This is a genomic window from Pseudomonas reinekei (assembly GCF_001945365.1).
GTDB classification, from domain to species: domain Bacteria; phylum Pseudomonadota; class Gammaproteobacteria; order Pseudomonadales; family Pseudomonadaceae; genus Aquipseudomonas; species Aquipseudomonas reinekei.
The window spans coordinates 384,138-409,006 of record NZ_MSTQ01000004.1; the positions used below are offsets into that span (position 1 = coordinate 384,138).

Genomic DNA, 24,869 nt, shown 5'->3' on the forward strand with positions numbered 1-24,869 from the left:
CAAGCTCCCTCGCCACAATGGTTTTCATGGCAACACACATGACCACTCCACTCCCCTGCTACCACTGCGCCCTGCCCGTCCCGCCCGGCAGCCGCTTCACCGCCGTCGTGCTCGGGCAATCCCGCGAATTCTGCTGCCCGGGTTGCCAGGCCGTGGCCGAGGCGATCGTCGCCGGGGGGCTGGAAAGCTATTATCAACACCGCAGTGAAGCTTCCGCCAACCCCGAAGCACTGCCGGTGCAACTGGTCGATGAACTGGCGTTGTATGACCGTGCCGATGTGCAACAACCCTTCGTCCGCCACGAAGGCGAACTCGCCGAAACCACGTTGTTGATGGAAGGCATCAGCTGCGCGGCCTGCGGCTGGCTCATCGAGAAACACCTGCGCACATTGCCCGGCGTTGAAGAAGCCCGTCTGAACCTGTCCAACCATCGCCTGCACGTGCGCTGGGCCGACGCACAACTGCCGCTGAGCAAGCTACTCAGCGAGCTGCGTCACATCGGCTACGTCGCCCACCCTTATCAGGCCGACCGTGCCAGCGAACAACTGGCCAGTGAAAATCGCCTGGCTCTGCGCCAACTCGGCGTCGCGGGGTTGCTGTGGTTTCAGGCGATGATGGCAACCATGGCCACCTGGCCTGAATTCAACATCGACCTCAGCCCCGAACTGCACACGATCCTGCGCTGGGTCGCGCTGTTTCTCACCACCCCCATCGTCTTCTACAGCTGCGCGCCATTCTTCAAAGGTGCCGTGCGCGATCTGCGCACCCGCCATCTGACCATGGACGTATCCGTGTCGCTGGCGATTGGCAGCGCCTACATCGCCGGGATCTGGACCTCGATCACCGGCGTCGGGGAACTGTATTTCGACGCGGTTGGCATGTTTGCGCTGTTCCTGCTGGCCGGACGCTATCTTGAGCGACGCGCCCGCGAGCGCACGGCCGCTGCGACCGCGCAACTGGTCAATCTGCTGCCTGCCTCGTGCTTGCGACTCAGCGCCGACGGCCAGAGCGAGCGGATCCTGCTGAGTGAACTGCGGGTGGGCGATCACGTGCTGGTGCACCCGGGCGCGGTCCTCCCGGCGGATGGCAAGATCCTCGATGGCCAATCGAGCATCGATGAATCGCTATTGACCGGCGAATACCTGCCGCAGGCGCGTACCCCGGGCGATACGGTGACCGCGGGCACCCTCAACGTTGAAGGCGCGCTGACCATCGAAGTCCAGGCGCTCGGTCAGGACACCCGGCTCTCGGCAATCGTCCGCCTGCTCGACCGTGCCCAAGCGGAAAAACCGCGTCTGGCGGAAATTGCCGACCGCGCCGCGCAATGGTTCCTGTTGCTGTCGCTGATCGCTGCCGCGGCCATCGGCTTGCTGTGGTGGGAACTGGACTCGTCGCGGGCCTTCTGGATTGTGCTGGCAATGTTGGTCGCCACCTGCCCTTGCGCGCTGTCCCTGGCTACGCCAACCGCCCTCACCGCCGCGACCGGCACCCTGCACAAACTCGGCTTACTGCTGACGCGCGGCCATGTGCTGGAAGGCTTGAACCAGATCGACACGGTGATTTTCGACAAGACCGGCACGCTCACCGAAGGGCGTCTGGCGCTGCGCTCGATTCGCCCACTCGGCGACCTCGGTAGCGACCAGTGCCTGGCGCTTGCCGCCGCACTGGAAAACCGCTCCGAACACCCGATCGCCCGTGCCTTTGGCCGCGCACCGTTGGCGGCTGAAGAAGTCCACAGCACGCCGGGGCTCGGCCTGGAAGGTGTGGTGGGTGATCAACGCTTGCGTATCGGCCATGCCGGTTTTGTCTGTGAGCTCAGCGGCGCTGAGGTGCCCGTGATGCCGGACGAAGCCGGCCAATGGTTATTGCTCGGCAACCGCCACGGGCCGTTGGCCTGGTTTGTCCTCGATGACCGCCTGCGCGCTGATGCCGCCGCGTTGCTGCAGGCCTGCAAGGTCCGCGGCTGGCATACTTTGCTGCTGTCGGGCGATAGCTCGCCGATGGTTGCCAGCGTGGCTGCCGAACTCGGTATCGATGAAGCCAGGGGTGGCTTGCGTCCGGACGACAAACTGCAAGTGCTGCAACAGTTGCACAAGGAAGGACGCAAAGTGCTGATGCTCGGCGACGGCGTCAACGACGTACCGGTGCTGGCAGCGGCAGACATCAGCGTCGCCATGGGTTCGGCCACCGACCTGGCGAAAACCAGCGCCGACGCGGTGCTGCTGTCCAACCGTCTCGATGCGTTGGCGCAAGCGTTCAGCCTGGCGCGGCGCACCCGTCGGGTAATCATCGAGAACCTGTTGTGGGCCGGGTTGTACAATGGCCTCATGTTGCCGTTCGCCGCCCTCGGCTGGATCACGCCGGTGTGGGCCGCGGTCGGCATGTCGATCAGTTCGTTGACCGTGGTGCTCAATGCGCTCCGTCTCACCCGCCTGCCGGGTGTGCAAAGTGCCAACGCCACGCCAGAAACCCGCCCGCTGCCGGCCTGAGCCGCGCGGGCATGGAGTCCAGATGCCAGCTCTCTACGTGATGATCCCGGCCGCCCTGCTGATCGTGGCCATCGCTGTCTACATTTTCTTCTGGGCGGTCGACAGCGGTCAGTACGACGACCTCGACGGCCCGGCCCACAGCATCCTGTTCGATGACCAGGACCCGAACCACACCGCGGCCGTCGACGAAGCCAGCGGCCATCCGGCCAAACCCGACGACAAGGCCCCGCCCCATGCTTGAATTGGCGCCACTGCTGGTGTCTGCGCTGATTCTCGGTCTGCTCGGTGGCGGTCACTGCCTGGGCATGTGCGGCGGCTTGATGGGCGCATTGACCCTGGCGATCCCCAAGGAACAACGCAGTCGGCGCTTTCGCCTGCTGCTGGCTTACAACCTTGGGCGAATTCTCAGCTACGCCACCGCAGGACTGTTGATCGGCCTGGCTGGCTGGGCGGTGGCCAACAGTCCGGCGGCGATGTTCATGCGCGTGCTCGCCGGGCTGCTGCTGATCGCGATGGGTTTGTACCTGGCTGGCTGGTGGAGCGGCCTGACGCGCATCGAAAGCCTCGGGCGCGGCCTCTGGCGGCATCTCCAGCCGGTTGCCAACAAACTGCTGCCGGTGTCGAGCCTGCCCCGTGCACTGTTGCTGGGCGCGCTCTGGGGCTGGTTGCCCTGCGGTCTGGTTTACAGCACCTTGCTGTGGTCGGCCAGTCAGGGCAATGCGCTGGACAGTGCGCTGCTGATGCTGGCGTTCGGGCTGGGAACCTGGCCGGTTTTGCTTGCCACGGGATTAGCCGCCGAGCGGGTGACCGCTCTGCTGCGAAAGCGCAGTGTGCGCATGGCGGGCGGGATGTTGGTGATGCTGTTCGGAATCTGGACGTTGCCAGGGCCACATCAGCATTGGTTGATGGGCCACTGAACTGTGGCGAGGAAGCAAGCTCCTCGCCACAAAAACCGATCACGACCACCTTTTACCCTTGACGCAAATCAAGATGCCGCGCCGCCCCGCCCCCTAGACTGGCCGACACAGCCAGCCTATCCGGGGGAACGCCCGCATGATGCTCGACGCCATTCGTTGGGACACCGATCTGATCCGCCGTTATGACCTGGCGGGACCGCGCTACACCTCCTATCCGACCGCCGTGCAATTCAACAGCCAGATCGGCACTTTCGACCTGTTCCACGCCCTGCGCGACAGCCGCAAGGCGCTACGCCCGTTGTCGCTGTATGTGCACATACCGTTCTGCGCGAACATCTGCTACTACTGCGCCTGCAACAAGGTCATCACCAAGGATCGAGGCCGGGCCCTGCCTTACTTGCAGCGCCTGGAACAGGAAATCGCGTTGATCGCCTGCCACCTCGACCCCGCGCAAAAGGTCGAGCAACTGCACTTCGGTGGCGGCACCCCGACATTTCTCAGCCATGACGAGCTGCGTCAGTTGATGGCCCACCTGCGCAAACATTTCAACCTGCTCGACGACGATTCGGGCGACTACGGCATCGAAATCGATCCGCGCGAGGCCGATTGGTCGACCATGGGCCTGCTGCGCGAACTGGGCTTCAATCGGGTCAGCATCGGCCTGCAAGACCTCGACCCCGCCGTGCAGCGCGCGGTCAATCGCCTGCAAAGCCTCGAGGAAACCCGCGCGGTGATCGACGCCGCCCGAACCCTGCAGTTTCGCTCGATCAACATTGACCTGATCTACGGCCTGCCGAAACAAACCCCGGAGAACTTCGCCCGCACGGTCGAAGAAGTCATCAGCCTGCAACCGGACCGGCTCTCGGTTTTCAACTATGCGCACCTGCCGGAACGTTTCATGCCGCAACGACGGATCAACGGCAATGAGCTACCGACGCCGGCGCAGAAACTGGACATGCTCCAGCGCACCATCGAGCAACTGACCGCCGCCGGTTACCGCTATATCGGCATGGACCACTTCGCCCTGCCCGACGATGATCTGGCGATTGCCCAGGAAGAGTCGACGCTGCAGCGTAATTTCCAGGGCTACACCACCCACGGTCACTGCGATTTGATCGGCCTGGGCGTGTCGGCCATCAGCCAGATCGGCGACCTGTACTGCCAAAACAGCAGCGACCTCAATCAATACCAGAACGCCTTGGCGTCCACGCAACTGGCCACCAGCCGTGGCCTGCTGTGCAACGCCGATGATCGCCTGCGTCGTGCCGTGATCCAGCAACTGATCTGCAATTTCAGCCTGGAGTTCGCTGAGATCGAACGAGCGTTCAACATCGATTTCCAGGGTTATTTCGGTGAGCTCTGGCCACAACTGCAAGCCATGGCCGAGGACGGTTTGATCGAGCTCGACAGCGACAGGATCAACGTATTGCCCGCCGGGCGCTTGCTGGTGCGCTCGGTGTGCATGGTGTTCGATGCGTACTTGGAACAACACGGCCGTCAGCGGTTTTCCAGAGTGATCTGACCGCTGCGACAAAACCGCCACGCACTGGCCTCAATGTCCTTGGGTGAGTTACCCTTACGTCTTATGTGTGTTTTCTCACAAGGATTGAATAAATGTCCGAGCCAGTAAAATTGCGCGCTCATAACCAGGCCCATTGCAAGGATTGCAGCCTGGCCCCGCTGTGCCTGCCGCTTTCGCTGAATCTGGAAGATATGGATGCATTGGACGAAATCGTCAAACGTGGCCGCCCGCTGAAAAAGGGTGAGTATCTGTTCCGCCAGGGCGACACGTTCGACTCGGTCTACGCGGTGCGCTCCGGCGCGCTCAAGACCTTCAACCTCAGCGATGCCGGCGAAGAACAGCTCACCGGTTTCCACTTGCCGAGCGAACTGGTTGGCCTGTCGGGCATGGACACCGAAAAACACCCGGTGTCGGCACAGGCGATGGAAACCACTTCGGTGTGTGAAATCCCCTTCGAGCGTCTCGACGAACTGGCGCTGCAACTGCCGCAACTGCGCCGTCAGTTGATGCGCGTGATGAGTCGCGAGATCCGCGACGATCAACAAATGATGCTGCTGCTGTCGAAGAAAACCGCCGACGAGCGCATCGCCACGTTTCTGGTCAACCTGTCGGCACGTTTCCGCGCCCGGGGCTTCTCGGCCAACCAGTTCCGCCTGAGCATGTCACGCAACGAAATCGGCAACTACCTGGGCCTGGCGGTGGAAACCGTGTCACGGGTGTTCACACGCTTCCAGCAGAACGAACTGATCGCCGCCGAGGGCAAGGAGATCCGCATCCTCGACCCGATCCAGCTCTGTGCTCTGGCCGGCGGCTCACTGGAAAGCTGAAACAAGCGGTTGCGGCTGAGCGAAACGGTTCAGCCGCCGTTATACTGCGTCGTTTGCAGCCCTGCCAGGACACCCGACGATGGTCTTCGACTCCTTCGACATCAAATCCCTCATCCGCCCCGTGATCGACTTTCCCAAGCCGGGCGTGATATTTCGTGACATCACTCCGCTGTTTCAGTCGCCCACGGCGCTGCGCCTGGTGATGGACAGTTTCGCTCACCGTTACGTCGAGGCCGACTTCACTCACATTGGCGCGATGGATGCCCGTGGGTTCCTGATCGGTTCGGTGCTGGCCTATCAGTTGAACAAGCCGCTGGTGCTGTTCCGCAAGCAAGGCAAGCTGCCGGCGGACGTGTTGGCCGAGGGTTACGCGACCGAATACGGCGAAGCATTCCTCGAAGTGCACGCCGACAGCTTGTGCGAAGGCGATTCGGTGGTGATGTTCGATGACCTGATCGCCACTGGCGGTACGTTGATCGCTGCAGCGAACCTGATTCGGCGCATGGGTGCGCGGGTGCATGAAGCGGCGGCGATCATCGACCTGCCGGAACTGCGCGGTTCGCAACGCCTGCAAGACATGGGCATCCCGACGTTTTGCCTGACGCAATTTGCGCTGACTGACAAGTAAGCGGCACCTTCACTGGCGCCATCGCTGGCAAGCCAGCTCCCACAGGGTTCTATGTCATGCACTGGATGTGTGTACAACGCAGATCTTTGTAGGCGCTGGCTTGCCAGCGATGGCGTCAGTCGTTACACCGACGTTCAGAGCCCCATCTGCTTGCTGATGATTTCATTCATCACTTCCCGCGTCCCCCCGCCGATCGACAGAATCCGGTTATCCCGATACAACCGTTCCACCAGACTTTCGCGCATATACCCCAGCCCGCCCAGAATTTGCACCGCATCGGTCGTGATTCGATCCGCCGTGTCGGTGGCAAAATTCTTGGCCATGGATATCTCCTTGATCACGCTCTGCCCCGCCGCCATTTTTGCCGCCTGGCGATAAGTGAACTCCCGAGAAACCTCAAGTTGCGTAGCCATCTCGGCGAGGCGGTGCTTGATCACCTGGAATTTTCCGATCGGTTTGCCAAAAGCCTCTCGCGCCCGTGCCCACTTCAGGCTTTCCTCAAGCGCCAGTTGCGCGGTCATGTTGGCCATCAGGGCCAACGCCAGGCGTTCGCTCTGGAAGTTGCCCATGATGCAGGCGAAGCCCATGTTCTCTGCGCCGATCAAGTTTCCTACAGGAATCCGGCAATCATCGAAGAACAATTCAGCCGTGTCCGACGCCCACCAGCCCATTTTCTTCAACTGCCGCCCCACCGTGAAACCGGGTGTGCCCTTCTCGATCAACAACAGACTGATGCCGGCAAAACCCGGCGCACCGGTGCGCACGGCAACGGTGTAGTAATCGGCACGCACGCCGCTGGTGATGAAGGTTTTGCTGCCGCTGACCCGGTAAAAATCACCCTCACGCACGGCGCGGGTTTGCAGGTTGGCCACGTCGGAGCCGCCCCCGGGCTCAGTGATGGCCAAGGCACTGATCTTTTCCCCGCCCAGCACCTGCGGCACCACTCGGTCACGGACTTGCGGCCTGGCCCACTTCAGTATCGGCGGCAGGCCGATGTCCAGCGAGCCAAGCCCTGCCACGAGGCCGCCCGAGCCACAGCGCATCAGCTCCTCGCTGGCGGCAACCTTGGCGAACAGGTCGCCTTCGTGGCTGCCACCGTAAGACTCCGGGTAGCCGATGCCCAGAATTCCCGCCGCACCGGCCTTCAGATAGAGCTCACGGGGAAAGCTTTCGGCCTCTTCCCACTGATCGATGTCCGGAAGAATCTCACGCTCCACGAAACGTCTGACGCTGTCGCGGACCATTTGGTGGCTGGGGTCGAAGTATTCCTGAAAGGCAGACATCGGCGAACTCCACTGAAGGGTTCAGCGAAGTTAACCGAGCGCTTGCTTGGTTTTCAACAAGATTGTGTGAATCTGGAGGAGCGAGGTGCCAGCATTGCCAGCAAGCCGGCTCCTACAGGTTCAGCGTAACGCCTGTGGGAGCGGGCTTGCCCGCGATGGCGTCAACTCAGACGAGACAAAATTACAAGCTGATCGGCTTTCGCCCGGCAAACGAATGCGCCAGCGTCCCGCCATCCACCAACTCCAGCTCGCCACCCAACGGTACGCCATGGGCGATACGCGAGGCGATCAGGCCTTTGCTGCTGAGCAACTGGGCGATGTAGTGAGCCGTGGCCTCGCCTTCCACCGTCGGGTTGGTCGCCAGAATGACTTCGGCAAAGCTGCCCGCTTCTTCGATCCGCGCCATCAATTGTGGAATGCCGATGGCTTCCGGCCCCAGGCCATCAAGGGGCGACAGATGCCCCTTGAGTACGAAGTAGCGGCCACGGAAACCGGTCTGCTCCACAGCGTAGACATCCATCGGCCCTTCCACGACGCACAGCAGCGTGTCATCGCGGCGGGTATCGGCGCATTGCGGGCAGAGGTCGTCTTCGGTCAGCGTGCGGCACAAACGGCAGTGACCGACCCCTTCCATGGCCTGGCTCAGGGCCAGCGCCAGTCGTGAGCCGCCGCTGCGGTCACGCTCGAGCAACTGCAACGCCATGCGCTGGGCGGTTTTCTGACCCACGCCAGGCAAAATTCGCAGGGCGTCGATCAGTTGGCGAATCAAAGGGCTGAAGCTCATGAGGAAAAAGTCCGACAAAACAACGAGACGCGGTTTATACCCGCGCCTCCGTTTAGCGTCAAATTACGTCGCCAATTACTCGCTCTGGGCGACGCGCACCACCAGTTTGCCGAAATTACGCCCTTCCAGCAGACCAATGAACGCTTGCGGTGCGTTCTCCAGACCATCGACCACGTCTTCACGGAATTTCACCTTGCCATCACGCACCCACGGCGCCATCGCACTGATGAATTCCGGCTGACGATCACCATAGTCATCGAACACGATAAAACCCTGAATCCGTACACGCTTGGTCAGCAGCGTGCGCTGCAACAGCGGCAAGCGATCCGGCCCGCTTGGCGCTTCGCTGGCGTTGTACGAGGCAATCAGCCCGCACAACGGGATCCGAGCCTTGGGATTGAGCAACGGCACCACGGCGTCGAACACCTTGCCGCCGACGTTTTCGTAGTAGATATCAATGCCTTTGGGACAGGCTTGGGCCAGATCGTCGGCAAAACTTGCGCTCTTGTGGTCGACGCAGGCATCGAAACCCAACTCCTCGACTACGTAACGGCATTTGTCCGCACCGCCCGCCACGCCGACCACACGCAGGCCCTTGATCTTCGCCACTTGGCCAACCACCGAACCCACCGCGCCAGAGGCCGCCGCGACGACCAGGGTTTCACCGGACTTCGGCTGGCCGATATCCATCAAGCCCATATAGGCCGTCATGCCCGGCATGCCCAGCACACCCAAGGCCATGGATGGACTCGGCAAGCCTTTAGGGACCGGAATAATGCCGCGACCGTCGTTGATGCTGTGGCTTTGCCAGCCCGTGACACCTACCACCAGGTCGCCTTCCTGAAACTTGGGGTTGAGCGAACGCTCGACACGGCTGACAGCGCCACCGGTCATTACATCGCCGATTTCCACCGGAGCGGCGTAGGACGGAGCATCGCTCATGCGCCCGCGCATGTAGGGGTCCAGCGACAGATAGAGGGTCTTGAGCAGCACCTGACCGTCGGCAAGATCGGGCAAAGCGACCCGTTCCAGACGGAAGTTTTCCGGCGTCGGCGCGCCCACCGGGCGTGAGACCAGGACGATACGTTGGTTGAGTGTCATGGGGTCGGACATGTCAGCGTCTCCTTTCATCGATGAGGTGGGTGATATAGGGAGCAGACCTTTGTGGCGGTGGTGGGTTCGATGATTCAGCAGTTGCCCGCGATGGCGTCCCATCAGACAGCCTGTACCAACAGCCACAAATAAAAATGCCAGGCGCGATGCCTGGCATTTTTTGTAGCTCATCTGTCCCCCGAAGGCGAATCAGAATGGCAGTTTCATGCCCGGCGGCAGTTGCATGCCTGCGGTCATGCCGGACATTTTGTCCTGGCTGTTGGCCTCGATCTTGCGCACGGCGTCGTTGACGGCGGCGGCGAACACTGCCTCCAGCATCTCGCGATCATCTTCGCTCAGGCCTTCGACCATGCTCGGGTCGATGGTCACGCGCTTGACGTCATGACGACCGGTCATCACCACGGTGACCATATCGCCACCGGCTTTACCGGTGACTTCGGCGTTGGCCAGTTCTTCCTGCATCTTGGCCATTTTTTCCTGCATCTGCTGCGCCTGCTTCATCAGGCCGGCCATGCCACCTTTCATCATGGGAATCACCTCAAAAGTACTTGGATTAAAACAGCGTCCGGCCCTGACGGCCGAACGCCCTCAGTTATTAGCCCTGACTGACCAGAGCTTCGACAGGTTCAATAGTATCGTTACGGATCACCGCACCGAACTGCTGCATCATTTGCTGGATGAACGGATCACCGTGGATCGACTCCTCGGCCTCGCGCTGACGGTCGGCACGACGGCGGGACGCCGCCTGGGCCGGGGTTTCCTGCTCGGGCTTGATCAGCTCCATGGTCAGGGTCAGGGTGCGGCCGTGATGCTGGTTCAAGGCATCGTTGAGCCGGCGCTGTTGCGTCGCGTTGAACAAGGCACTGTGAGCCGGGTCCAGGTGCAACAGCCAGTTGTCGCCATCCACGGCGATCAGTGTGCAGTTGGCGGCGATGCTGCCGGTCATGCCGGAGATCGGCAGCTTGGGGAACAGCTCCAGCCATTGCAGGGCCAGGCCGGTGGCCGGCGCCGCTGCGGGCTCAGGTTCAGGTTCCGGTGGGGGCTCGGCGGCATGCTCGCTGGCCAGTTCGTCGAGGTAACTGTAGGCCGAATCCATATCCGGCTCGATGTAGTCCTCGTCGAGCGGAGGCTCGTCATCCAGGTCGATGCCTGGCGTCGCAGCATCGACCTCTGCCACGGTCGGCTCCGGAATCGGCGCAGCGGCCCACTCAGGCGCGTCCGGCACCACGCTGTCAGGCGTCGGCAACGGCATCGGTGGCAATTCGGGCTGTTCGCTGGTGGTTTCCAGTACAGGCTCAACCGCTGGCTGCTGAGCCGGGGCAGGCTCGACCGGTTCATTCCACGGCAGGTCGACCACTTCTTCGACCACCACCGTTTCGACCACAGGCTCGGGCTCAACGACCGTTTCAACCGGCTCAGGCTCAGGTGCTGGAGCCACCGGCGCGGCTGGTGCGATGGCGGCAACGGGTGTCGATGTAACTGCCGCAGCGACCACCGGCGCAACAACCGGCGCGGCAGCCACTGAATTTGCGGAATCAACTGTGGCCTGGCTGATCCCCACTGGCTTTAGCGGTTGCCTCGGGGCATCCGCGGTGTCTGCCGGTCGGAAGGCGAGCATCCGCAGCAGCACCATTTCAAACCCGCCACGGGGATCCGGCGCCAGCGGCAAATCGCGGCGGCCGATCAGGCCCATCTGGTAGTAGAACTGCACGTCTTCGGCCGGCAACGCCTGGGCCAGCGCCAGCACCCGGTCACGGTCACCGTGACCATTGTCGACGCCCTCAGGCAGGGCCTGGGCGATGGCGACACGGTGCAGCACATTGAGAATCTCGGACAGCACGCCACTCCAGTCCGGACCTTGTTCGGCCAGGTGGCGGACCGCTTCGAGCAAAGCCCTGGCATCACCTTCGATCAACGCATGCAGGACGTCGTAAACCTGACCGTGATCGAGGGTCCCGAGCATCGCCCGCACGTCGGCGGCCATGACCTTGCCTTCGCCGAAAGCAATCGCCTGGTCGGTGAGGCTCATGGCGTCGCGCATCGAACCATCGGCGGCACGGCCCAGCAGCCACAGCGCATCGTCTTCGAACGGCACGTTCTCGACGCCCAGTACGTGGGTCAAATGCTCGACCACTCGCTCCGGGGTCATGTTCTTCAGGGAGAACTGCAGGCAACGCGACAGAATCGTTGCAGGGAGTTTCTGCGGGTCAGTGGTGGCCAGGATGAACTTGACGTACGGCGGCGGCTCTTCGAGGGTTTTCAGCAGCGCATTGAAGGAATGGCTGGAGAGCATGTGCACTTCGTCGATCAGGTAGACCTTGAAGCGCCCGCGGCTCGGAGCGTATTGCACGTTGTCGAGCAGCTCGCGGGTGTCCTCGACTTTGGTCCGGCTTGCGGCGTCGATCTCGATCAGGTCGACAAAACGGCCCTCATCGATTTCGCGGCACACCGAACACTCACCGCACGGCGACGAAGTGATACCTGTTTCACAGTTCAGGCATTTGGCGATGATCCGCGCAATGGTGGTCTTGCCAACCCCGCGCGTACCGGTGAACAGGTAGGCATGGTGCAGCCGCTGGCTGTCCAAGGCATTGATCAGAGCCTTGAGCACATGGGTCTGGCCGACCATTTCGCGGAACGAGCGCGGACGCCATTTACGTGCAAGAACCTGATAACTCATCGAAAACCGTCGCAGCGAAGGAAGCAGAAGCGGCTAATGCTAGCGGAGCAAGGCCAAAATTGCATCCGGTGTCCTCGTCTAATCTGGCTAAGCTGCATTTTGTGCGGGTTTATTGGAGCGTTTATGCGGTTGACCTTGGGGGCATTGCTGTTGATCAGCCTGGACGCCGCGGCCGATGATGCGCCGTTGCGCTTCGTGGTGCCTGACAGCTGGACGATGCCGATGGTGCACCTCGAGCATGGCCGGCCGACCCAGGGCATCCTTTACGACGTAATGATCAGTCTGGCGACTCAAGTCGGCATCCCGGCCGAATTTCATGTATTGCCCCGAGGGCGAGTGCAAAATGCCATGGAACATGGCGAAGTCGATGTGCGTTGCTATGCCGCGCAATCGTGGCTGCCGAATCAGTCCGGCGATTACATCTGGAGTATCCCGCTGTGGACGCAGCCTGACCTGTTGATCAGCCGCCCTGCCCAAGCCGAGCCGGTGGTGCCTGCAAACCTGCACCCCCAATTGATCGGCACTGTTCTGGGCTACAACTACCAGACCCTGCAACCGCTGTTCGACGCAAAGCGCCTGCACCGCGATGACGCGCGCAATCAGGCGCAGGTGCTGGAAAAGCTGAATGCCGGTCGCAACCGCTATGCGGTCAGCAATCAATGGACATTGGACTGGTACAACCAGCGCCTGTTACCGCAGCAGCAATTACTGAGTGTGGCGGTCTTACAGGAGCAGAGTGTCGGCTGCTATGTGCGCAACGATCCGAAAGTCCCGGTGCAGCGAATTCTGCGGACGTTGTTACGGATGAAAATGTCCGGTGAAATCGATGACATCATCCGGCTTTATATCGGCGATAAATCCTGACCCGCCGAATGCGCAGGCCGGTCAACAATTGCGCCATTGCGGCGGTGCGACAAACCCCTCTACCCACGCTGGCACATCGGCGGATGGCATCGGGTGAGCAATGAAGTACCCCTGCGCCACCTCGCACCCCAGGCGCAGCAATAATTCACCGTGCTCAATACTTTCCAGGCCCTCGGCAATCACCTGTCGGCCAAATGCCCGGGCCAGGCCGATGACCGCCGTGGTCAGGGCGAGGTCATCGCCATCATGCAAAATGTCCCGCACAAACGACTTATCGATCTTGATCGTTTGTGTGTGCAACCGCTTGAGATAGCTGAGGGACGAGTAACCCGTGCCGAAGTCACCCAACGAAAACTGCACGCCCAGTGCCTGACAGGCCCGCAAGCACTCGCCGACGTGCTGGATGTTCTCGACGGCCACCGACTCGACGATTTCCAGATCAAGCCTCTGCGGGGCCACCCGCGCATGCCGGGCCAATGCGCTTTTAAGCCGGTCGACAAAGTCCGCCCGCTGAAAATGCCGTGCTGCGATGTTCACGCTCACCGGCCAGTCAAATCCGGCCTGACGCCAAAGGTCCAACTGCAACAACACCTGATCCATCACCCACTCACCGATATCGATGATCAGGTCTGTTTCCTCTATCAGGGGCAGAAAGTCCCGGGCAGCCAGCATGCCGTTTTGCGGGTGCTTCCAGCGCAGCAATGCTTCGAACCCGACCACCTCGCCGCGCCGCATGTTGACCTTGGGCTGGAAGTGCAGGCGCAACTCATGGTTGTTCAGCGCCTGGCGCACCCGCTCGACAGTCTGGTGAGTGGCCTTGACCTCTTGGTCCCGGGATACATCAAACAGGTGAAAACGCTTGCGACCGCTTTGCTTGGCCACATACATCGCCTGATCCGCGTGACGCAGCAGGGTTTCGGCATTTTCGTTGTCATGGGGGAACAGCGTGACGCCAATACTGGCAAACACATTGATGTCCTTGCCGTGCAGCGAGTATGGCGCCGAAATCGTGCCCAGCACCCGGTTCAACGCCGCACGCAACTCCGGCAGGTCACGCACGTAACGCAGCACCAGCACAAACTCGTCACCGGCCAGCCGCGCCACGACATCCTCGGCGCGAATGATACTGCGCAATCGTTTGGCCACTTCGACCAACAATAAATCGCCGGTGGCATGCCCGTAGCCATCGTTAACCGCCTTGAAACCGTCAAGGTCGAGCATGCACACCGCCAGCGGGATGTTTTCCTGTCGTGAAAACTCCAGCGCCTGATCGAGCAAATCGGAAAGAAAGGCGCGATTGGGCAGACCGGTCAACACGTCGTGCCCGACCCGCCATTGCAGGGTATGCAGCAGTTGACGCTTTTCGCTGATATCGAAGCGAATCGACAAATACCGCTCAACCCGCCCGGTGGCTTTGTCGAGGACCGGCACCATCGTGCTTTCGACCCAATACAGACTGCCATCTTTCGCGCGATTGCAGATTTCGCCTTTCCACACGTTGCCCAGGGCGATGGTGCGCCACATGCCAGCGAAAAATTCGGTCGAATGGGTGCCGGAATTGAGCAGACGATGATTTTGCCCCAGCAGCTCTTCCCGGCTATAGCCGGAGATGGCGCAAAATTGGTCGTTGACGTGGGTAATCCGGCCGGACAGATCGGTTTCGGAAAAAATCGCGGCGGCATCCACGGCCCTGCGGTACTTCTCATCCATGAGTCAGACTCGCTGTTGCTAACATTGGCGGCGCAGAAGCGGCGATATACCGCTGACAATCCGCGGGATACCACGGCGGCCCAAAGACTCACGCAACCCTGTGAGCGGACGCCATGCTGGCTTTGATTTTATAGATCGAACGACTGAAAAAAGGCCATTAAATGCCCGTTTCCGGCGGCGATTCTACGAGATGCGGTACATTTTGCAAGGAAAGGTCAGTGATCATGCCGCTACCTGCCGCAAAACATCCGCCGGTGAACGTCCAACCCCTAAAGCGAGCCGCAGGTTAATCCGTTGGGCGCGCCAGCTCAAATTTACGTCGCCTTACCAATTTGCAGACGGCAAAAAACCGCTATGGACCAGATCCATGGCAGCGCAATAAAAAGTATTTTATTCAGATAACGCGAGAGAAGACTCGCGGTACGTTATGGAGGCAACCCCACCAGCCACACCCCGGCACACAATGTTCCCGCTGTGGCTGCTTCCTTCCGGATCTGACCAGGTTCACGGGTAATCGTTGCGGGGGGACCGATGGGGTCACCATAACGACGCTCACCTGACGGCGAGCCGCGCCATTGTACCTATCTGAGACGAACTTACAACCGTTCCGGCGGATTAAAAAATATGAGCAGCTTCAATGACATGCAGAACGCTAAAAACTGCGCAGGCTTCGGCGATGACTACACGTCCTGCAGCACCTCATCCGCCCTGCCGCCCTCGCGCTGGATCACCAGATGGATGAAGTGCAGCTTGGCAATCACCGCCGGCGGCAATACGAAAGGATAGAAATCCGGCTGTCCCATACTGCGCGACAGTTCATTGAGCATGCCGGCCAGCTCGATCCACGCGTTGACGAACGACAGAAACGCCGCGCCGCCAGGATGCTGCGGGTCGTAGAGGGTATCCAGCGGAAACGGCTGATAGTCGAAGTCCATTTCCCGCGCGCTCATGCCAAACCCCAGCGCAGTATCGACTGCGTCCATCATGTGCAGGTAATGCGCCCAGGTTTCAGCCCAATCCTCCCAGGGGTGCATGGTGGCGTAGGCACTGACGTAGCGTTGCTGCCAGTCAAGCGGTGCGCCCTGTTGGTAATGCCGCTCGATGGCTTCGGCGTAGCTGTCGCGCTCATCCCCGAACAATCCGCGGAACGCTGGCAACCAGTCACTGTTGGCGATCAAACGATCCCAGTAGTAGTGCCCGACTTCGTGGCGAAAATGCCCGAGCAATGTGCGATAGGGTTCGTGCATCTGCACGCGCACCTGTTCGCGATGGGCATCGTCGGCTTCTTTGATGTCGAGGGTGATCAAGCCATTGGCGTGACCGGTGGTAGGCGCCTTGCCCTCGAGGTCCACGCCGATGAAATCAAAGGCCAGGCCGGTTTCTTCGTCGACTGTCTTCGGAGTCACCTGCAAACCCAGGCTGACCAACTGCGCGACCAGCCGCCGCTTGGCCGTTTCCACCTTGCGCCAGCGTGCATGGTTTTCGGCTATCGATAAATCGGGAATGGTGCGATTCAGGTTACAGGCGATGCACAACGCGTCGTGGCCATTGGCAGGCAGCAGCCAATTGCACGCGGCCGGTGAGTCAAGGTTGGCGCATCGACGAAACAGGCCTGCTGCGGGATCGACATCAAGCAACCAGGTATCCGGGACATCGCCCGGCTGCAGCGACGACAAGCGACTCCGCTCCGGCTGATAGCCCAACGCCGCCGAGCACGCCAGGCACTGACTGTTGCGGAAGAACAGCGACTGTCCGCACCGACAAGGCCAGATCTTGCTGTTGCGCGAGCTTTCGCCCATGAAGGGTGCAGCGATGCGCGAGCTGAGCTGTTCGAAGAAGCGGTACATGGCGATCTCTCCCTGGGGCTTGCCAAGACTAGATCATTTCCCGGACAGGATCGTTCCTTGCTCTTTGTGGCGAGGGAGCTTGCTCCCGTTCGCCTGAGTAGCAGGCGCCAGCTCGAGTTGAACCGATTCGCGCTCCAGCGCGAGCAAGCGCCCTCGCCACAGGTCAAAAATCAGACAGGAACACCGTGATCCTTCAGGAATCCGACAAACGCCTCTTCATCCAACACTTTCAGTCCCAGCTCATTGGCCTTGGTCAACTTCGACCCCGCCCCCGGCCCCGCCACCACACAATGGGTCTTGGCCGAGACGGAACCTGCCACTTTGGCGCCGAGGCTTTCGAGCTTGTCCTTGGCCACGTCGCGGCTCATCAACTCCAGCGAACCGGTAAGCACCCAGGTTTGCCCGGCCAGCGGCAGACCTTCGACGACTTTCTTCTCGCTCTGCCAGTGCATGCCGAAATCGGCCAGTTGTTTTTCAGCCGCTTCGGCGAGTTGGCGATTTTCCTCGCTGGCAAAAAACTCGCGAACCGAATTGGCCTGCTTTTCCGGCAACGCCTGACGCATGTCCAGCCAGTCGGCACTCATGACCCCTTGCAGCGAACCGAACTTTTCAGCCAGTTTCTGCGCCCCGCCCGGCCCGACCGAAGGAATGTGCAGCTTGTCGAGGAAACCACCCAATGTCGTGCTGGCCGCGAACTCAGCGCCCAAGTCGCCCTGGTCCTGAATCTGCAAACCATGTTTGAGCAGATCGGCGATCACCTGCTGGTTATGCGCATCCTCAAAGAAGCTGTGAATCTCGTGAGCCACTTCGAGGCCGACATCCGGCAAGTACGTCAGCACTTGCGGCAATGCCCGTTGAACCCGCTCCAGCGAACCAAGGGAACGCGCCAGCACCTTGGCCGTCTCCTCGCCGACATCGGGAATCCCCAGGGCATAGATGAACCGCGCCAGCCCCGGTTTCTTGCTGCCTTCGATGGCGCTGAGCAGCTTGTTGCTCGACACCTCGGCAAAGCCTTCCAGATCGACGATGTCTTCGAACTTCAGTGCGTACAGATCCGCCGGCGAGCTGACCAGCCCTTCGTCGACCAACTGCTCCACGCTCTTGTCGCCCAAGCCCTCGATGTCCATCGCCCGACGCGACACGAAATGAATGATCGCCTGCTTGAGTTGCGCGCCACAGGCCAGCCGGCCGACGCAGCGGTACACCGCACCTTCACTGATTGTCTCACGGCCTTTGCTGCGCTTGACCAGTTGCGTACGCTCGACATGGGAGCCACACACCGGGCATTGCTCAGGAATTTTCACCGGCCGCGCGTTATCCGGTCGACGCTCAAGCACCACCTGCACCACTTGCGGAATCACGTCGCCTGCACGGCGGATGATCACCGTGTCACCGATCATCAAGCCCAGGCGCGCCACTTCGTCCATGTTGTGCAGCGTTGCGTTGGCCACGGTGACACCGGCGACCTTGACCGGCTTCAGTCGCGCCACCGGCGTTACGGCACCGGTACGACCGACCTGGAATTCCACGTCGAGCAGTTCGGTGAGTTCTTCCATGGCCGGGAATTTATGGGCGATGGCCCAGCGCGGTTCACGGGCGCGGAAACCCAGCTCACGCTGTGCAGCGATGCTGTTGACCTTGAACACCACACCGTCGATTTCGTACGGTAGCGCGTTGCGGCGCTCGCCGATATCGCGGTAATACGCCAGGCATTCAGCGATACCGTTCGCCAGTTTCAGCTCGTGGCTGATCGGCAAGCCCCAGGCCTTGAGCTGTTGCAGATTGCCGATGTGTGTCTCAGCAATGTCCGCCGAAACCTGGCCGATGCCGTAGCAGCAAAACTCCAATGGCCGGTTGGCGGTAATCTTCGAATCCAGCTGTCGCAAACTTCCCGCGGCAGCGTTGCGCGGGTTAGCGAAGGTCTTGCCGCCAACTTCCAGTTGCGTGGCGTTGAGCCGCTCGAAACCGGCCTTGGACATGAACACTTCACCGCGCACTTCCAGCGTCGCCGGCCAACCCGTGCCATGCAACTTGAGCGGGATATTACGCACGGTGCGCACGTTGACGCTGATGTCTTCGCCGGTGGTGCCATCGCCGCGCGTGGCTCCGCGCACCAGCACGCCGTCCTGATACAACAAGCTGACCGCCAGGCCATCGAGCTTCGGCTCGCAGCTGTACTCCACCGCCGCGCCACCACCGAAGAGATCGCCAACCGGCAGGTCCAGACCTTCGGTCACTCGCCGGTCGAACTCGCGCATGTCGGTTTCTTCGAAGGCGTTGCCGAGGCTGAGCATCGGCACTTCATGGCGCACCTGGGTGAACGCCGACAGGGCTGCGCTGCCCACCCGCTGGGTCGGCGAATCACTGGTCACCAGTTCCGGGTTGGCAGCTTCAAGGGCTTTGAGTTCGTGGAACAACCGGTCGTACTCAATGTCCGGAATGCTCGGCTCGTCCAGCACGTGATAGCGATAGTTGTGCTGATCCAGCTCGGCACGCAGCTCTAGAATGCGGTTTTTGGCGGCAGTCATGGGTGTTCTCTCATAAAGCAAAAGAGCAGCCGAGGCTGCTCAATTTTCCAAATCACAATAGCTCAAGGCTATGGACATCGTGGCGAGGGAGCGTGCTCCCGCGTGACGGCGTAGCCGTCGTAAACCCTGCAACCTCGTTGTACCCGGCACAACGAGGAGGATGGCCTTGGGGCCGCTTCGCGACCCAGCGGGAGCAAGCTCCCTCGTCACAAAAGCGACCTTATCGTTTCTGGGTCAGGGCGCGACGCTCGAACTCGACGATGCGCTGACGGTAATGCTCGATCGTTTGGGCAGTCAGTACGCTGCGCTGATCGTCTTTCAATTCGCCGTTGAGCTCTTGCGACAGTTTGCGCGCTGCAGCCACCATCACGTCGAAGGCTTGCTTCGGATGACGCGGGCCTGGCAAGCCAAGGAAGAAGCTCACCGCCGGGGTGCTGAAATGGTCGATGTCGTCCAGATCGAACACACCCGGCTTCACCGCGTTGGCCATGGAGAACAGGACTTCACCGTTGCCCGCCATGCTTTCGTGGCGGTGGAAGATATCCATCTCGCCAAAACGCAGACCGCTTTCAAGGATGTTCTGCAACAACGCCGGCCCTTTGAAGCCGGCGGTGTCACGGCAGATCACACTGATCACCAGCACTTCTTCAGCCTGAGGTTGATCCTTTTCGCTGACCGACGGCGAGGACTTGGTGTCATCCGGGAAATCGTCGTCACGACTGCTGAAGTTCGGGCCGCCGTCCAGATCCAGGCTGAGGTTCATGTCGCCCTGGGCCGGCTCGCCATGACCACGCTTGCCACGCTTGGAGCCCGACTCACGTGGCTCGCGGGCCGGCATGCTCACCGAAGGCAGGTCGTGCTCGTCCAGTTGCGGTTCTTTATGGGTGTCCAGCACGCGGGGCGGCCCCAACAGCTCGGCGCTGGTGTCCTCATCCGGCAGGTTGGACAGACTTCGATCAAGACGGAACTTCAGTTTTCCCTTGCCGCCGCGCATCCGGCGCCAGCCATCAAAAAGAATACCGGCAATGACAATTATGCCGATGACGATCAGCCACTCTCGCAGACCGATTTCCATGTAATCCCGTGCCTCTATAAAAAATGCTGAAAAATAAGGGGTTTACAACCTGTAAACCGCTTTAAAACGTGGCGCCAACTCTATGTTCTGACAGGCGTTTTGCCCACGTATACGAAAAATTGACATTAAACTAGCACGACCAAAGGCAACTTTACACCGTCTACCGCCCCGGCTTACGCGAATATATCGATTGGCCAGCAAGTCGAAGCAAGTGAAAAGTCCTACAGACTGTAAATACTCCTCCTACGAATACCGGGTCAGGCATCCACCATCGCCATCGCTTCCTCGACATCCACGGCCACCAGACGCGAACAGCCGGGCTCGTGCATCGTCACCCCCATCAGTTGATCGGCCATTTCCATGGCGATCTTGTTGTGGGTGATATAGATGAACTGCACCGTCTGCGACATCTCTTTGACCAGTCGTGCGTAGCGTCCAACGTTAGCGTCATCCAGTGGCGCGTCAACTTCATCGAGCATGCAGAACGGCGCCGGGTTCAACTTGAAGATCGCAAAAACCAGAGCCAATGCCGTCAGGGCTTTTTCGCCACCGGAGAGCAAATGGATGGTGCTGTTCTTCTTTCCTGGCGGCTGCGCCATGATCGTTACCCCTGTATCGAGTAGATCTTCGCCCGTCAGTTCCAAATACGCGCGACCACCCCCGAAAACTTTTGGGAAAAGCGCCTGTAAACCGCCATTGATCTGATCAAAGGTATCCTTGAAACGGTTGCGGGTTTCCTTGTCGATCTTGCGAATCACGTTTTCCAGCGTCTCCAGTGCTTCCACCAGATCGGCGTCCTGGGCATCCAGATAACGTTTACGCTCGGATTGTTGCTGGTATTCGTCGATGGCCGCGAGGTTGATCGCACCGAGGCGTGCAATTCGCGCAGCAATGCGTTCAAGTTCTTCCTCGGCAGCTTTCTCACTGGCTTCGGCCGTCAGCGTGGCGAGCACACCGTGTAGATCGTAGCCGTCTTCCAGCAGTTGATCCTGCAAGGCCTTGCGGCGCACGGTCAACGCTTGCCATTCCATGCGTTGCTGTTCGAGTTGACCGCGGATCAACTGCGATTGCTGCTCAGCCTGGTTGCGCCGTTTTTCCGCATCACGCAGTTCACGGTCGGCGTCTTCCAAAGCGATCTGCGCAGTCTTGAGTTCTTCGTCGACGGTCATGCGCTTGTCGAGCAGCTCTTCGAGCTTCAGGCGCAGCTCTTCCAGCGGTGCTTCGCCCTCCTCCAGATTGAGGCTCAACTGCTCGCGCTTTTCGGTCAGGCGTTCGGATTGCATCTCCAGACGCTCCAGCGCCTGTCGCGTCGAATCATGCTGGGCCTTGAGCGAACCCAGTCGCACCGCCAGTTGATGGGCGTGATCCTTGTGCTGCCGCGCCTCCTGACGCACCCGATCAAGGCGCTCGCGCAGGCTGTCGCGCTGGGCCAGCAGCAACTCGCGCTGTTCGGTGTCCAGCGCCATGCTGTCGAGCGCTTCCTGCAACTGCAGGCGCGCTTCGCCGATGTTTTCGTGCTCCAGCGCGCGCTGTTCGTCGAGCTCAATGAGTTCTTCGTCGAGGCGAGTGCGGCGCAGGGTCAACTGTTCGGCCTTGGCTTTGCCGGCCGACAATTGGGCTTTCAATTCACCTTGCTGACGGGCTTCGTCTTGCAGCAAACGGCGCAAATGTTCGCGGCCGTTTTCCTGCTGACGCTGTTGGGCGCGCAGGTTTTGCAATTGGCTTTCGAGGTTTTCGACGGCGGCTTCGCGCTCTTCACGCTCAAGGCCAAGCGCCTGGATTTCCTGCCCCCGCGCCAGCACACCGCTCTCGGCTTCACTGGCCCGACGCACCCGCAGGAAATGCCGGCCAACCCAGAAGCCGTCACGGCTGATCAGGCTTTGGCCAGCGCTCAACTGCCCGCGCAAGGCCAGCGCCTGCTCAAGGTTTTCAACCGGCCTGACCTGCCCCAACCAAGGCGACAGATCAATCTGCGCCTCGACCTTGTCGAGCAGGCTGCCTGCCACCCGCACGCCATCGCCGGCAGGGCTGAGCAAGCGCAAATCGCCTTGGGCAAACCCGGCCAGATCATAATCATTGAAGTCATCCACCAGCACCGCTTGCAGGTCGGCACCCAGCACGGTTTCCACCGCCAGCTCCCAACCGGCGTCGACTTTCAGGCCTTCGGCCAGACGCGGACGATCCGCCAGATGCTGCTCGCGCAGCCATTCGGCAGTGCCGGTGCCGGGGTCGAGCGCGGCTTGCTGCAAGGCTTCCAGTGACGCCAGACGCCCATTGAGTCGCTGCAGATCACCCTGGGCTTGTTGCTGCGCCGTCAGGGTCTGCTGCAATTGCTGGCGCAGCTGCTCGAGCTTTTCGACCTGAGCCTCTTCACTGGTCTGCAAATCCTCGAGGGTCGCTTCGGATTCAGCGAGTTGTTCGCTGAGTTCCATGATTGCCGCGTCTTCGGGATCCGCCGAGAGCAAGGCCCGTTCTTCGCCGAGACGTTTTTGACGATCAGCCAAACGCTCCAGGCTGGTTTCCAGCTGCTGGATTCGCGATTGCTGCACTTCAGCCTGACGACGCGGCTCGGCAGCGGTGAGGTTGAAGGCGTCCCACTGCTCCTGCCAGCCATGCATGGTGGTTTCGGATTCTTCCAGCGCGGCGGCGGCTTCCTCGGCAGCGGCGCTGGTGATTTCCTGTTCCGGCGTGAGCATGTCCAGCTCTTCGCCGAGGGTCAGTAACAGCGTGCGGTCATGGCCCAGGTGTGATTCGGTTTCCAGCCGCGCGCGCTCGGCCTCTTTCAAATCGTCCTGCAACTGACGCAAGCGCTGCTGGCCGTGCTGAATGCTTTGCTCGACGCGGGCGATGTCGCCACCGACCGAATAGAAGCGCCCCTGCACCAGATTGAAGCGTTCGGAGAGATCGTGATGGCCATCACGCAAGCGTTCGATGCTGGCATCGGCATTGCGCTGCTCGGCGACCAACGCTTCAAAACTGATTTCCTGGGTGCTGATGATCGCTTCGCGCTGGCCGACCTGATCGTTCAGGTCCTGCCAGCGCAGGGCCGACAGTTGCGCTTTGAGCTGGCGCTCTTCGCCCTTGTATTCCTGATACTTCTTCGCGGCCTCGGCCTGGCGGTGCAAGCGCTCGAGTTGACGCGTCAGCTCTTCGCGCAGGTCAGTCAGGCGCTCGAGGTTTTCGTGGGTACGGCGGATGCGGTTTTCAGTCTCGCGCCGACGCTCCTTGTACTTGGAAATGCCCGCCGCTTCCTCGATAAAGTTACGCAGGTCTTCGGGCTTGGACTCGATCAGCTTGGAGATCATCCCCTGCTCGATGATCGAGTAGCTGCGCGGCCCGAGGCCGGTGCCGAGGAAGATATCGGTGATGTCGCGACGACGGCATTTGGTGCCGTTGAGGTAATACGTGGTCTGGCTGTCGCGAGTGACTTTGCGGCGAATGGAAATTTCCGCATAAGCGGCATACTCGCCGAGCAACGTGCCGTCGGCGTTATCGAACACCAGCTCGATGCTCGCCTGGCTCACAGGCTTGCGACTGGTGGAGCCGTTGAAGATGACATCGGTCATCGACTCGCCACGCAGGTTCTTGGCCGAGCTCTCGCCCATGACCCAACGCACGGCGTCAATGATGTTCGACTTGCCGCAACCATTGGGCCCGACCACCGCCGCCATGTTGCTGGGGAAGTTTACCGTGGTCGGATCGACGAAGGACTTGAACCCCGCCAGCTTGATGCACTTGAGCCGCAAGATCAGGCGTCCGTCAGGGCGGAGATCACCAGATCGCAGCTGCGCTGGCCGTAGGCGATCAACACTTCACGGATCTGTGCGTAGTCACGGGCAATCACGGCGGCGAGCAGGCGATCGAACAGTTCAAGGTACTCGCTCATCGAGGCCTTGCGCTGATCCAGGGCGAGGAAATAGGCACGGCTCATGGCCGGCTGCAGATTTTCGACGGTTTCCTGCAGGTACGGATTGTTGGCGAACGAATACGTGGCGCGCATCACATTGAAGCTGTCGTCGACGAAGCTATGGATGTCCTGGCGCTCGAAGCTGGCCGTCAGGCGCTGCTGGATCTGCACGAACGGCGCCAGGTCAGCCTGGACTTTCCAGCCACTGGCCACGGCGTTGGCGAGCAGGATGTACATTTCGCCCATCAGCGTGCACAGGCTGCGCACCTTGTGCTCGGTGAGCTCGGTCACGTGGGCGCCACGTCGCGGCAGGATCGCAATCAGATGGCGTCGCTCAAGGATCAGCAAGGCCTCACGGACCGAACCGCGGCTGACATTGAGTGCCAGGGTGACCTTCTGTTCCTGGATGCGCTCCCCGGGCTTCATTTCGCCGCGAATGATGCGTTCGGCGAGGTGATGAGCGATTTGCTCGGCGAGGCTGTCCGGCGCCTTGAACGTCATGGTTGTCCTTCAAACTGTTCGATCTGCACAAGCGGCGCAGTGTAGCGCAATTGATACGTCATGGCGCACAGCCCTGGCGGGGGTTTTGGCACGATTCAAGCAAAAAGCAGGCTAGCCCGCGAGGGTCGATAATGAAGAAACGAGTTGTTAGTCGACAAAATGCATTTTCCTGACCTTTAAGTCAGAAAACAATT

General features: G+C 60.7%; 18 protein-coding genes and 1 other RNA gene. 7 read left to right on the forward strand and 12 right to left on the reverse strand.

Annotated elements, in window-relative coordinates; all coding sequences use genetic code 11:
• The first annotated feature begins 38 nt into the window (after positions 1-38).
• The 6 genes from BVK86_RS08675 (at position 39) to BVK86_RS08700 (ending at position 6,383) form a co-directional block, all read left to right on the forward strand.
• Positions 39-2,489: a heavy metal translocating P-type ATPase gene (locus BVK86_RS08675; RefSeq protein ID WP_075946024.1), complete on the forward strand. Its 2,451-nt coding sequence runs from the start codon at positions 39-41 to the stop codon at positions 2,487-2,489.
• Between the two features lie 22 nt (positions 2,490-2,511).
• The gene (gene ccoS / locus BVK86_RS08680) at positions 2,512-2,730 is read left to right on the forward strand and encodes a cbb3-type cytochrome oxidase assembly protein CcoS (RefSeq protein ID WP_047531427.1); all 219 of its coding nucleotides are present in this window, start codon (positions 2,512-2,514) and stop codon (positions 2,728-2,730) included.
• The gene (locus tag BVK86_RS08685; protein WP_075946025.1) at positions 2,723-3,406 is read left to right on the forward strand and encodes a sulfite exporter TauE/SafE family protein; all 684 of its coding nucleotides are present in this window, start codon (positions 2,723-2,725) and stop codon (positions 3,404-3,406) included. The genes ccoS and BVK86_RS08685 overlap by 8 nt, the downstream gene beginning before the upstream one ends.
• A 139-nt stretch (positions 3,407-3,545) precedes the next feature.
• On the forward strand, positions 3,546-4,928 hold the full coding sequence (gene hemN, locus BVK86_RS08690) for an oxygen-independent coproporphyrinogen III oxidase (RefSeq protein ID WP_075946119.1): 1,383 nt from the start codon (positions 3,546-3,548) through the stop codon (positions 4,926-4,928).
• A gap of 92 nt (positions 4,929-5,020) precedes the next feature.
• The gene (gene fnr, locus BVK86_RS08695) at positions 5,021-5,755 is read left to right on the forward strand and encodes a fumarate/nitrate reduction transcriptional regulator Fnr (protein ID WP_075946026.1); all 735 of its coding nucleotides are present in this window, start codon (positions 5,021-5,023) and stop codon (positions 5,753-5,755) included.
• A 79-nt stretch (positions 5,756-5,834) separates the two neighbouring features.
• A complete protein-coding gene (locus BVK86_RS08700; RefSeq protein ID WP_075946027.1) occupies positions 5,835-6,383 on the forward strand; it encodes an adenine phosphoribosyltransferase in 549 nt (182 codons plus the stop codon).
• Between the two features lie 134 nt (positions 6,384-6,517).
• On the opposite strand, the gene BVK86_RS08705 is transcribed toward BVK86_RS08700, so the two are convergent.
• The 5 genes from BVK86_RS08705 to dnaX form a co-directional block, all read right to left on the reverse strand.
• Positions 6,518-7,666, reverse strand: coding sequence for an acyl-CoA dehydrogenase family protein (locus BVK86_RS08705; RefSeq protein ID WP_075946028.1), 1,149 nt, complete (start codon positions 7,664-7,666; stop codon positions 6,518-6,520).
• A gap of 181 nt (positions 7,667-7,847) precedes the next feature.
• Complete coding sequence (gene recR, locus BVK86_RS08710; RefSeq protein ID WP_075946029.1) at positions 7,848-8,450, reverse strand: recombination mediator RecR; 603 nt, start codon at positions 8,448-8,450, stop codon at positions 7,848-7,850.
• Positions 8,451-8,525: 75 nt separating this feature from the next.
• Positions 8,526-9,563 (reverse strand): NADP-dependent oxidoreductase, encoded by a 1,038-nt coding sequence (locus BVK86_RS08715; protein WP_075946030.1) that lies wholly within the window; start codon positions 9,561-9,563, stop codon positions 8,526-8,528.
• A gap of 189 nt (positions 9,564-9,752) precedes the next feature.
• On the reverse strand, positions 9,753-10,091 hold the full coding sequence (locus BVK86_RS08720) for a YbaB/EbfC family nucleoid-associated protein (protein ID WP_056856987.1): 339 nt from the start codon (positions 10,089-10,091) through the stop codon (positions 9,753-9,755).
• A gap of 67 nt (positions 10,092-10,158) precedes the next feature.
• Entirely contained in the window at positions 10,159-12,243 is a 2,085-nt protein-coding gene (gene dnaX, locus BVK86_RS08725; protein WP_075946031.1) for a DNA polymerase III subunit gamma/tau, read from the reverse strand.
• 123 nt (positions 12,244-12,366) lie between these two features.
• Between dnaX and BVK86_RS08730 the strand changes: the two genes are divergently transcribed.
• Positions 12,367-13,107 carry a substrate-binding periplasmic protein gene (locus BVK86_RS08730; protein ID WP_075946032.1) on the forward strand — a complete coding sequence of 247 codons (741 nt, stop codon included), beginning with the start codon at positions 12,367-12,369 and terminating at the stop codon, positions 13,105-13,107.
• A gap of 21 nt (positions 13,108-13,128) precedes the next feature.
• Here BVK86_RS08730 and BVK86_RS08735 read toward each other — a convergent pair whose 3' ends face one another.
• The 7 genes from BVK86_RS08735 to BVK86_RS08765 all read right to left on the reverse strand — a co-directional run bounded on the left by BVK86_RS08735 (position 13,129) and on the right by BVK86_RS08765 (position 24,675).
• Entirely contained in the window at positions 13,129-14,817 is a 1,689-nt protein-coding gene (locus BVK86_RS08735; protein ID WP_075946033.1) for a putative bifunctional diguanylate cyclase/phosphodiesterase, read from the reverse strand.
• A 437-nt stretch (positions 14,818-15,254) separates the two neighbouring features.
• Positions 15,255-15,351: signal recognition particle sRNA small type (gene ffs, locus BVK86_RS08740), an RNA gene on the reverse strand.
• Positions 15,352-15,497: 146 nt separating this feature from the next.
• On the reverse strand, positions 15,498-16,664 hold the full coding sequence (locus BVK86_RS08745; RefSeq protein ID WP_075946034.1) for a zinc-binding metallopeptidase family protein: 1,167 nt from the start codon (positions 16,662-16,664) through the stop codon (positions 15,498-15,500).
• Positions 16,665-16,834: 170 nt separating this feature from the next.
• Positions 16,835-19,192 (reverse strand): NAD-dependent DNA ligase LigA, encoded by a 2,358-nt coding sequence (ligA, locus tag BVK86_RS08750; RefSeq protein WP_075946035.1) that lies wholly within the window; start codon positions 19,190-19,192, stop codon positions 16,835-16,837.
• 220 nt (positions 19,193-19,412) lie between these two features.
• Complete coding sequence (zipA, locus tag BVK86_RS08755; RefSeq protein ID WP_075946036.1) at positions 19,413-20,267, reverse strand: cell division protein ZipA; 855 nt, start codon at positions 20,265-20,267, stop codon at positions 19,413-19,415.
• Positions 20,268-20,524: 257 nt separating this feature from the next.
• Positions 20,525-24,013, reverse strand: coding sequence for a chromosome segregation protein SMC (smc, locus tag BVK86_RS08760; protein ID WP_075946037.1), 3,489 nt, complete (start codon positions 24,011-24,013; stop codon positions 20,525-20,527).
• 2 nt (positions 24,014-24,015) lie between these two features.
• Positions 24,016-24,675 (reverse strand): GntR family transcriptional regulator, encoded by a 660-nt coding sequence (locus BVK86_RS08765; protein WP_075946038.1) that lies wholly within the window; start codon positions 24,673-24,675, stop codon positions 24,016-24,018.
• Positions 24,676-24,869 lie beyond the last annotated feature (194 nt).

Bases quoted from the DNA above. Each gene is read 5' to 3' on its own strand.
- BVK86_RS08675 (WP_075946024.1), top strand. From the start codon at position 39: ATGACCACTCCACTCCCCTGCTACCACTGCGCCCTGCCCGTCCCGCCC.
- ccoS (WP_047531427.1), top strand. From the start codon at position 2,512: ATGCCAGCTCTCTACGTGATGATCCCGGCCGCCCTGCTGATCGTGGCC.
- BVK86_RS08685 (WP_075946025.1), top strand. From the start codon at position 2,723: ATGCTTGAATTGGCGCCACTGCTGGTGTCTGCGCTGATTCTCGGTCTG.
- hemN (WP_075946119.1), top strand. From the start codon at position 3,546: ATGCTCGACGCCATTCGTTGGGACACCGATCTGATCCGCCGTTATGAC.
- fnr (WP_075946026.1), top strand. From the start codon at position 5,021: ATGTCCGAGCCAGTAAAATTGCGCGCTCATAACCAGGCCCATTGCAAG.
- BVK86_RS08700 (WP_075946027.1), top strand. From the start codon at position 5,835: ATGGTCTTCGACTCCTTCGACATCAAATCCCTCATCCGCCCCGTGATC.
- BVK86_RS08705 (WP_075946028.1), bottom strand. From the start codon at position 7,666: ATGTCTGCCTTTCAGGAATACTTCGACCCCAGCCACCAAATGGTCCGC.
- recR (WP_075946029.1), bottom strand. From the start codon at position 8,450: ATGAGCTTCAGCCCTTTGATTCGCCAACTGATCGACGCCCTGCGAATT.
- BVK86_RS08715 (WP_075946030.1), bottom strand. From the start codon at position 9,563: ATGTCCGACCCCATGACACTCAACCAACGTATCGTCCTGGTCTCACGC.
- BVK86_RS08720 (WP_056856987.1), bottom strand. From the start codon at position 10,091: ATGATGAAAGGTGGCATGGCCGGCCTGATGAAGCAGGCGCAGCAGATG.
- dnaX (WP_075946031.1), bottom strand. From the start codon at position 12,243: ATGAGTTATCAGGTTCTTGCACGTAAATGGCGTCCGCGCTCGTTCCGC.
- BVK86_RS08730 (WP_075946032.1), top strand. From the start codon at position 12,367: ATGCGGTTGACCTTGGGGGCATTGCTGTTGATCAGCCTGGACGCCGCG.
- BVK86_RS08735 (WP_075946033.1), bottom strand. From the start codon at position 14,817: ATGGATGAGAAGTACCGCAGGGCCGTGGATGCCGCCGCGATTTTTTCC.
- BVK86_RS08745 (WP_075946034.1), bottom strand. From the start codon at position 16,664: ATGTACCGCTTCTTCGAACAGCTCAGCTCGCGCATCGCTGCACCCTTC.
- ligA (WP_075946035.1), bottom strand. From the start codon at position 19,192: ATGACTGCCGCCAAAAACCGCATTCTAGAGCTGCGTGCCGAGCTGGAT.
- zipA (WP_075946036.1), bottom strand. From the start codon at position 20,267: ATGGAAATCGGTCTGCGAGAGTGGCTGATCGTCATCGGCATAATTGTC.
- BVK86_RS08765 (WP_075946038.1), bottom strand. From the start codon at position 24,675: ATGACGTTCAAGGCGCCGGACAGCCTCGCCGAGCAAATCGCTCATCAC.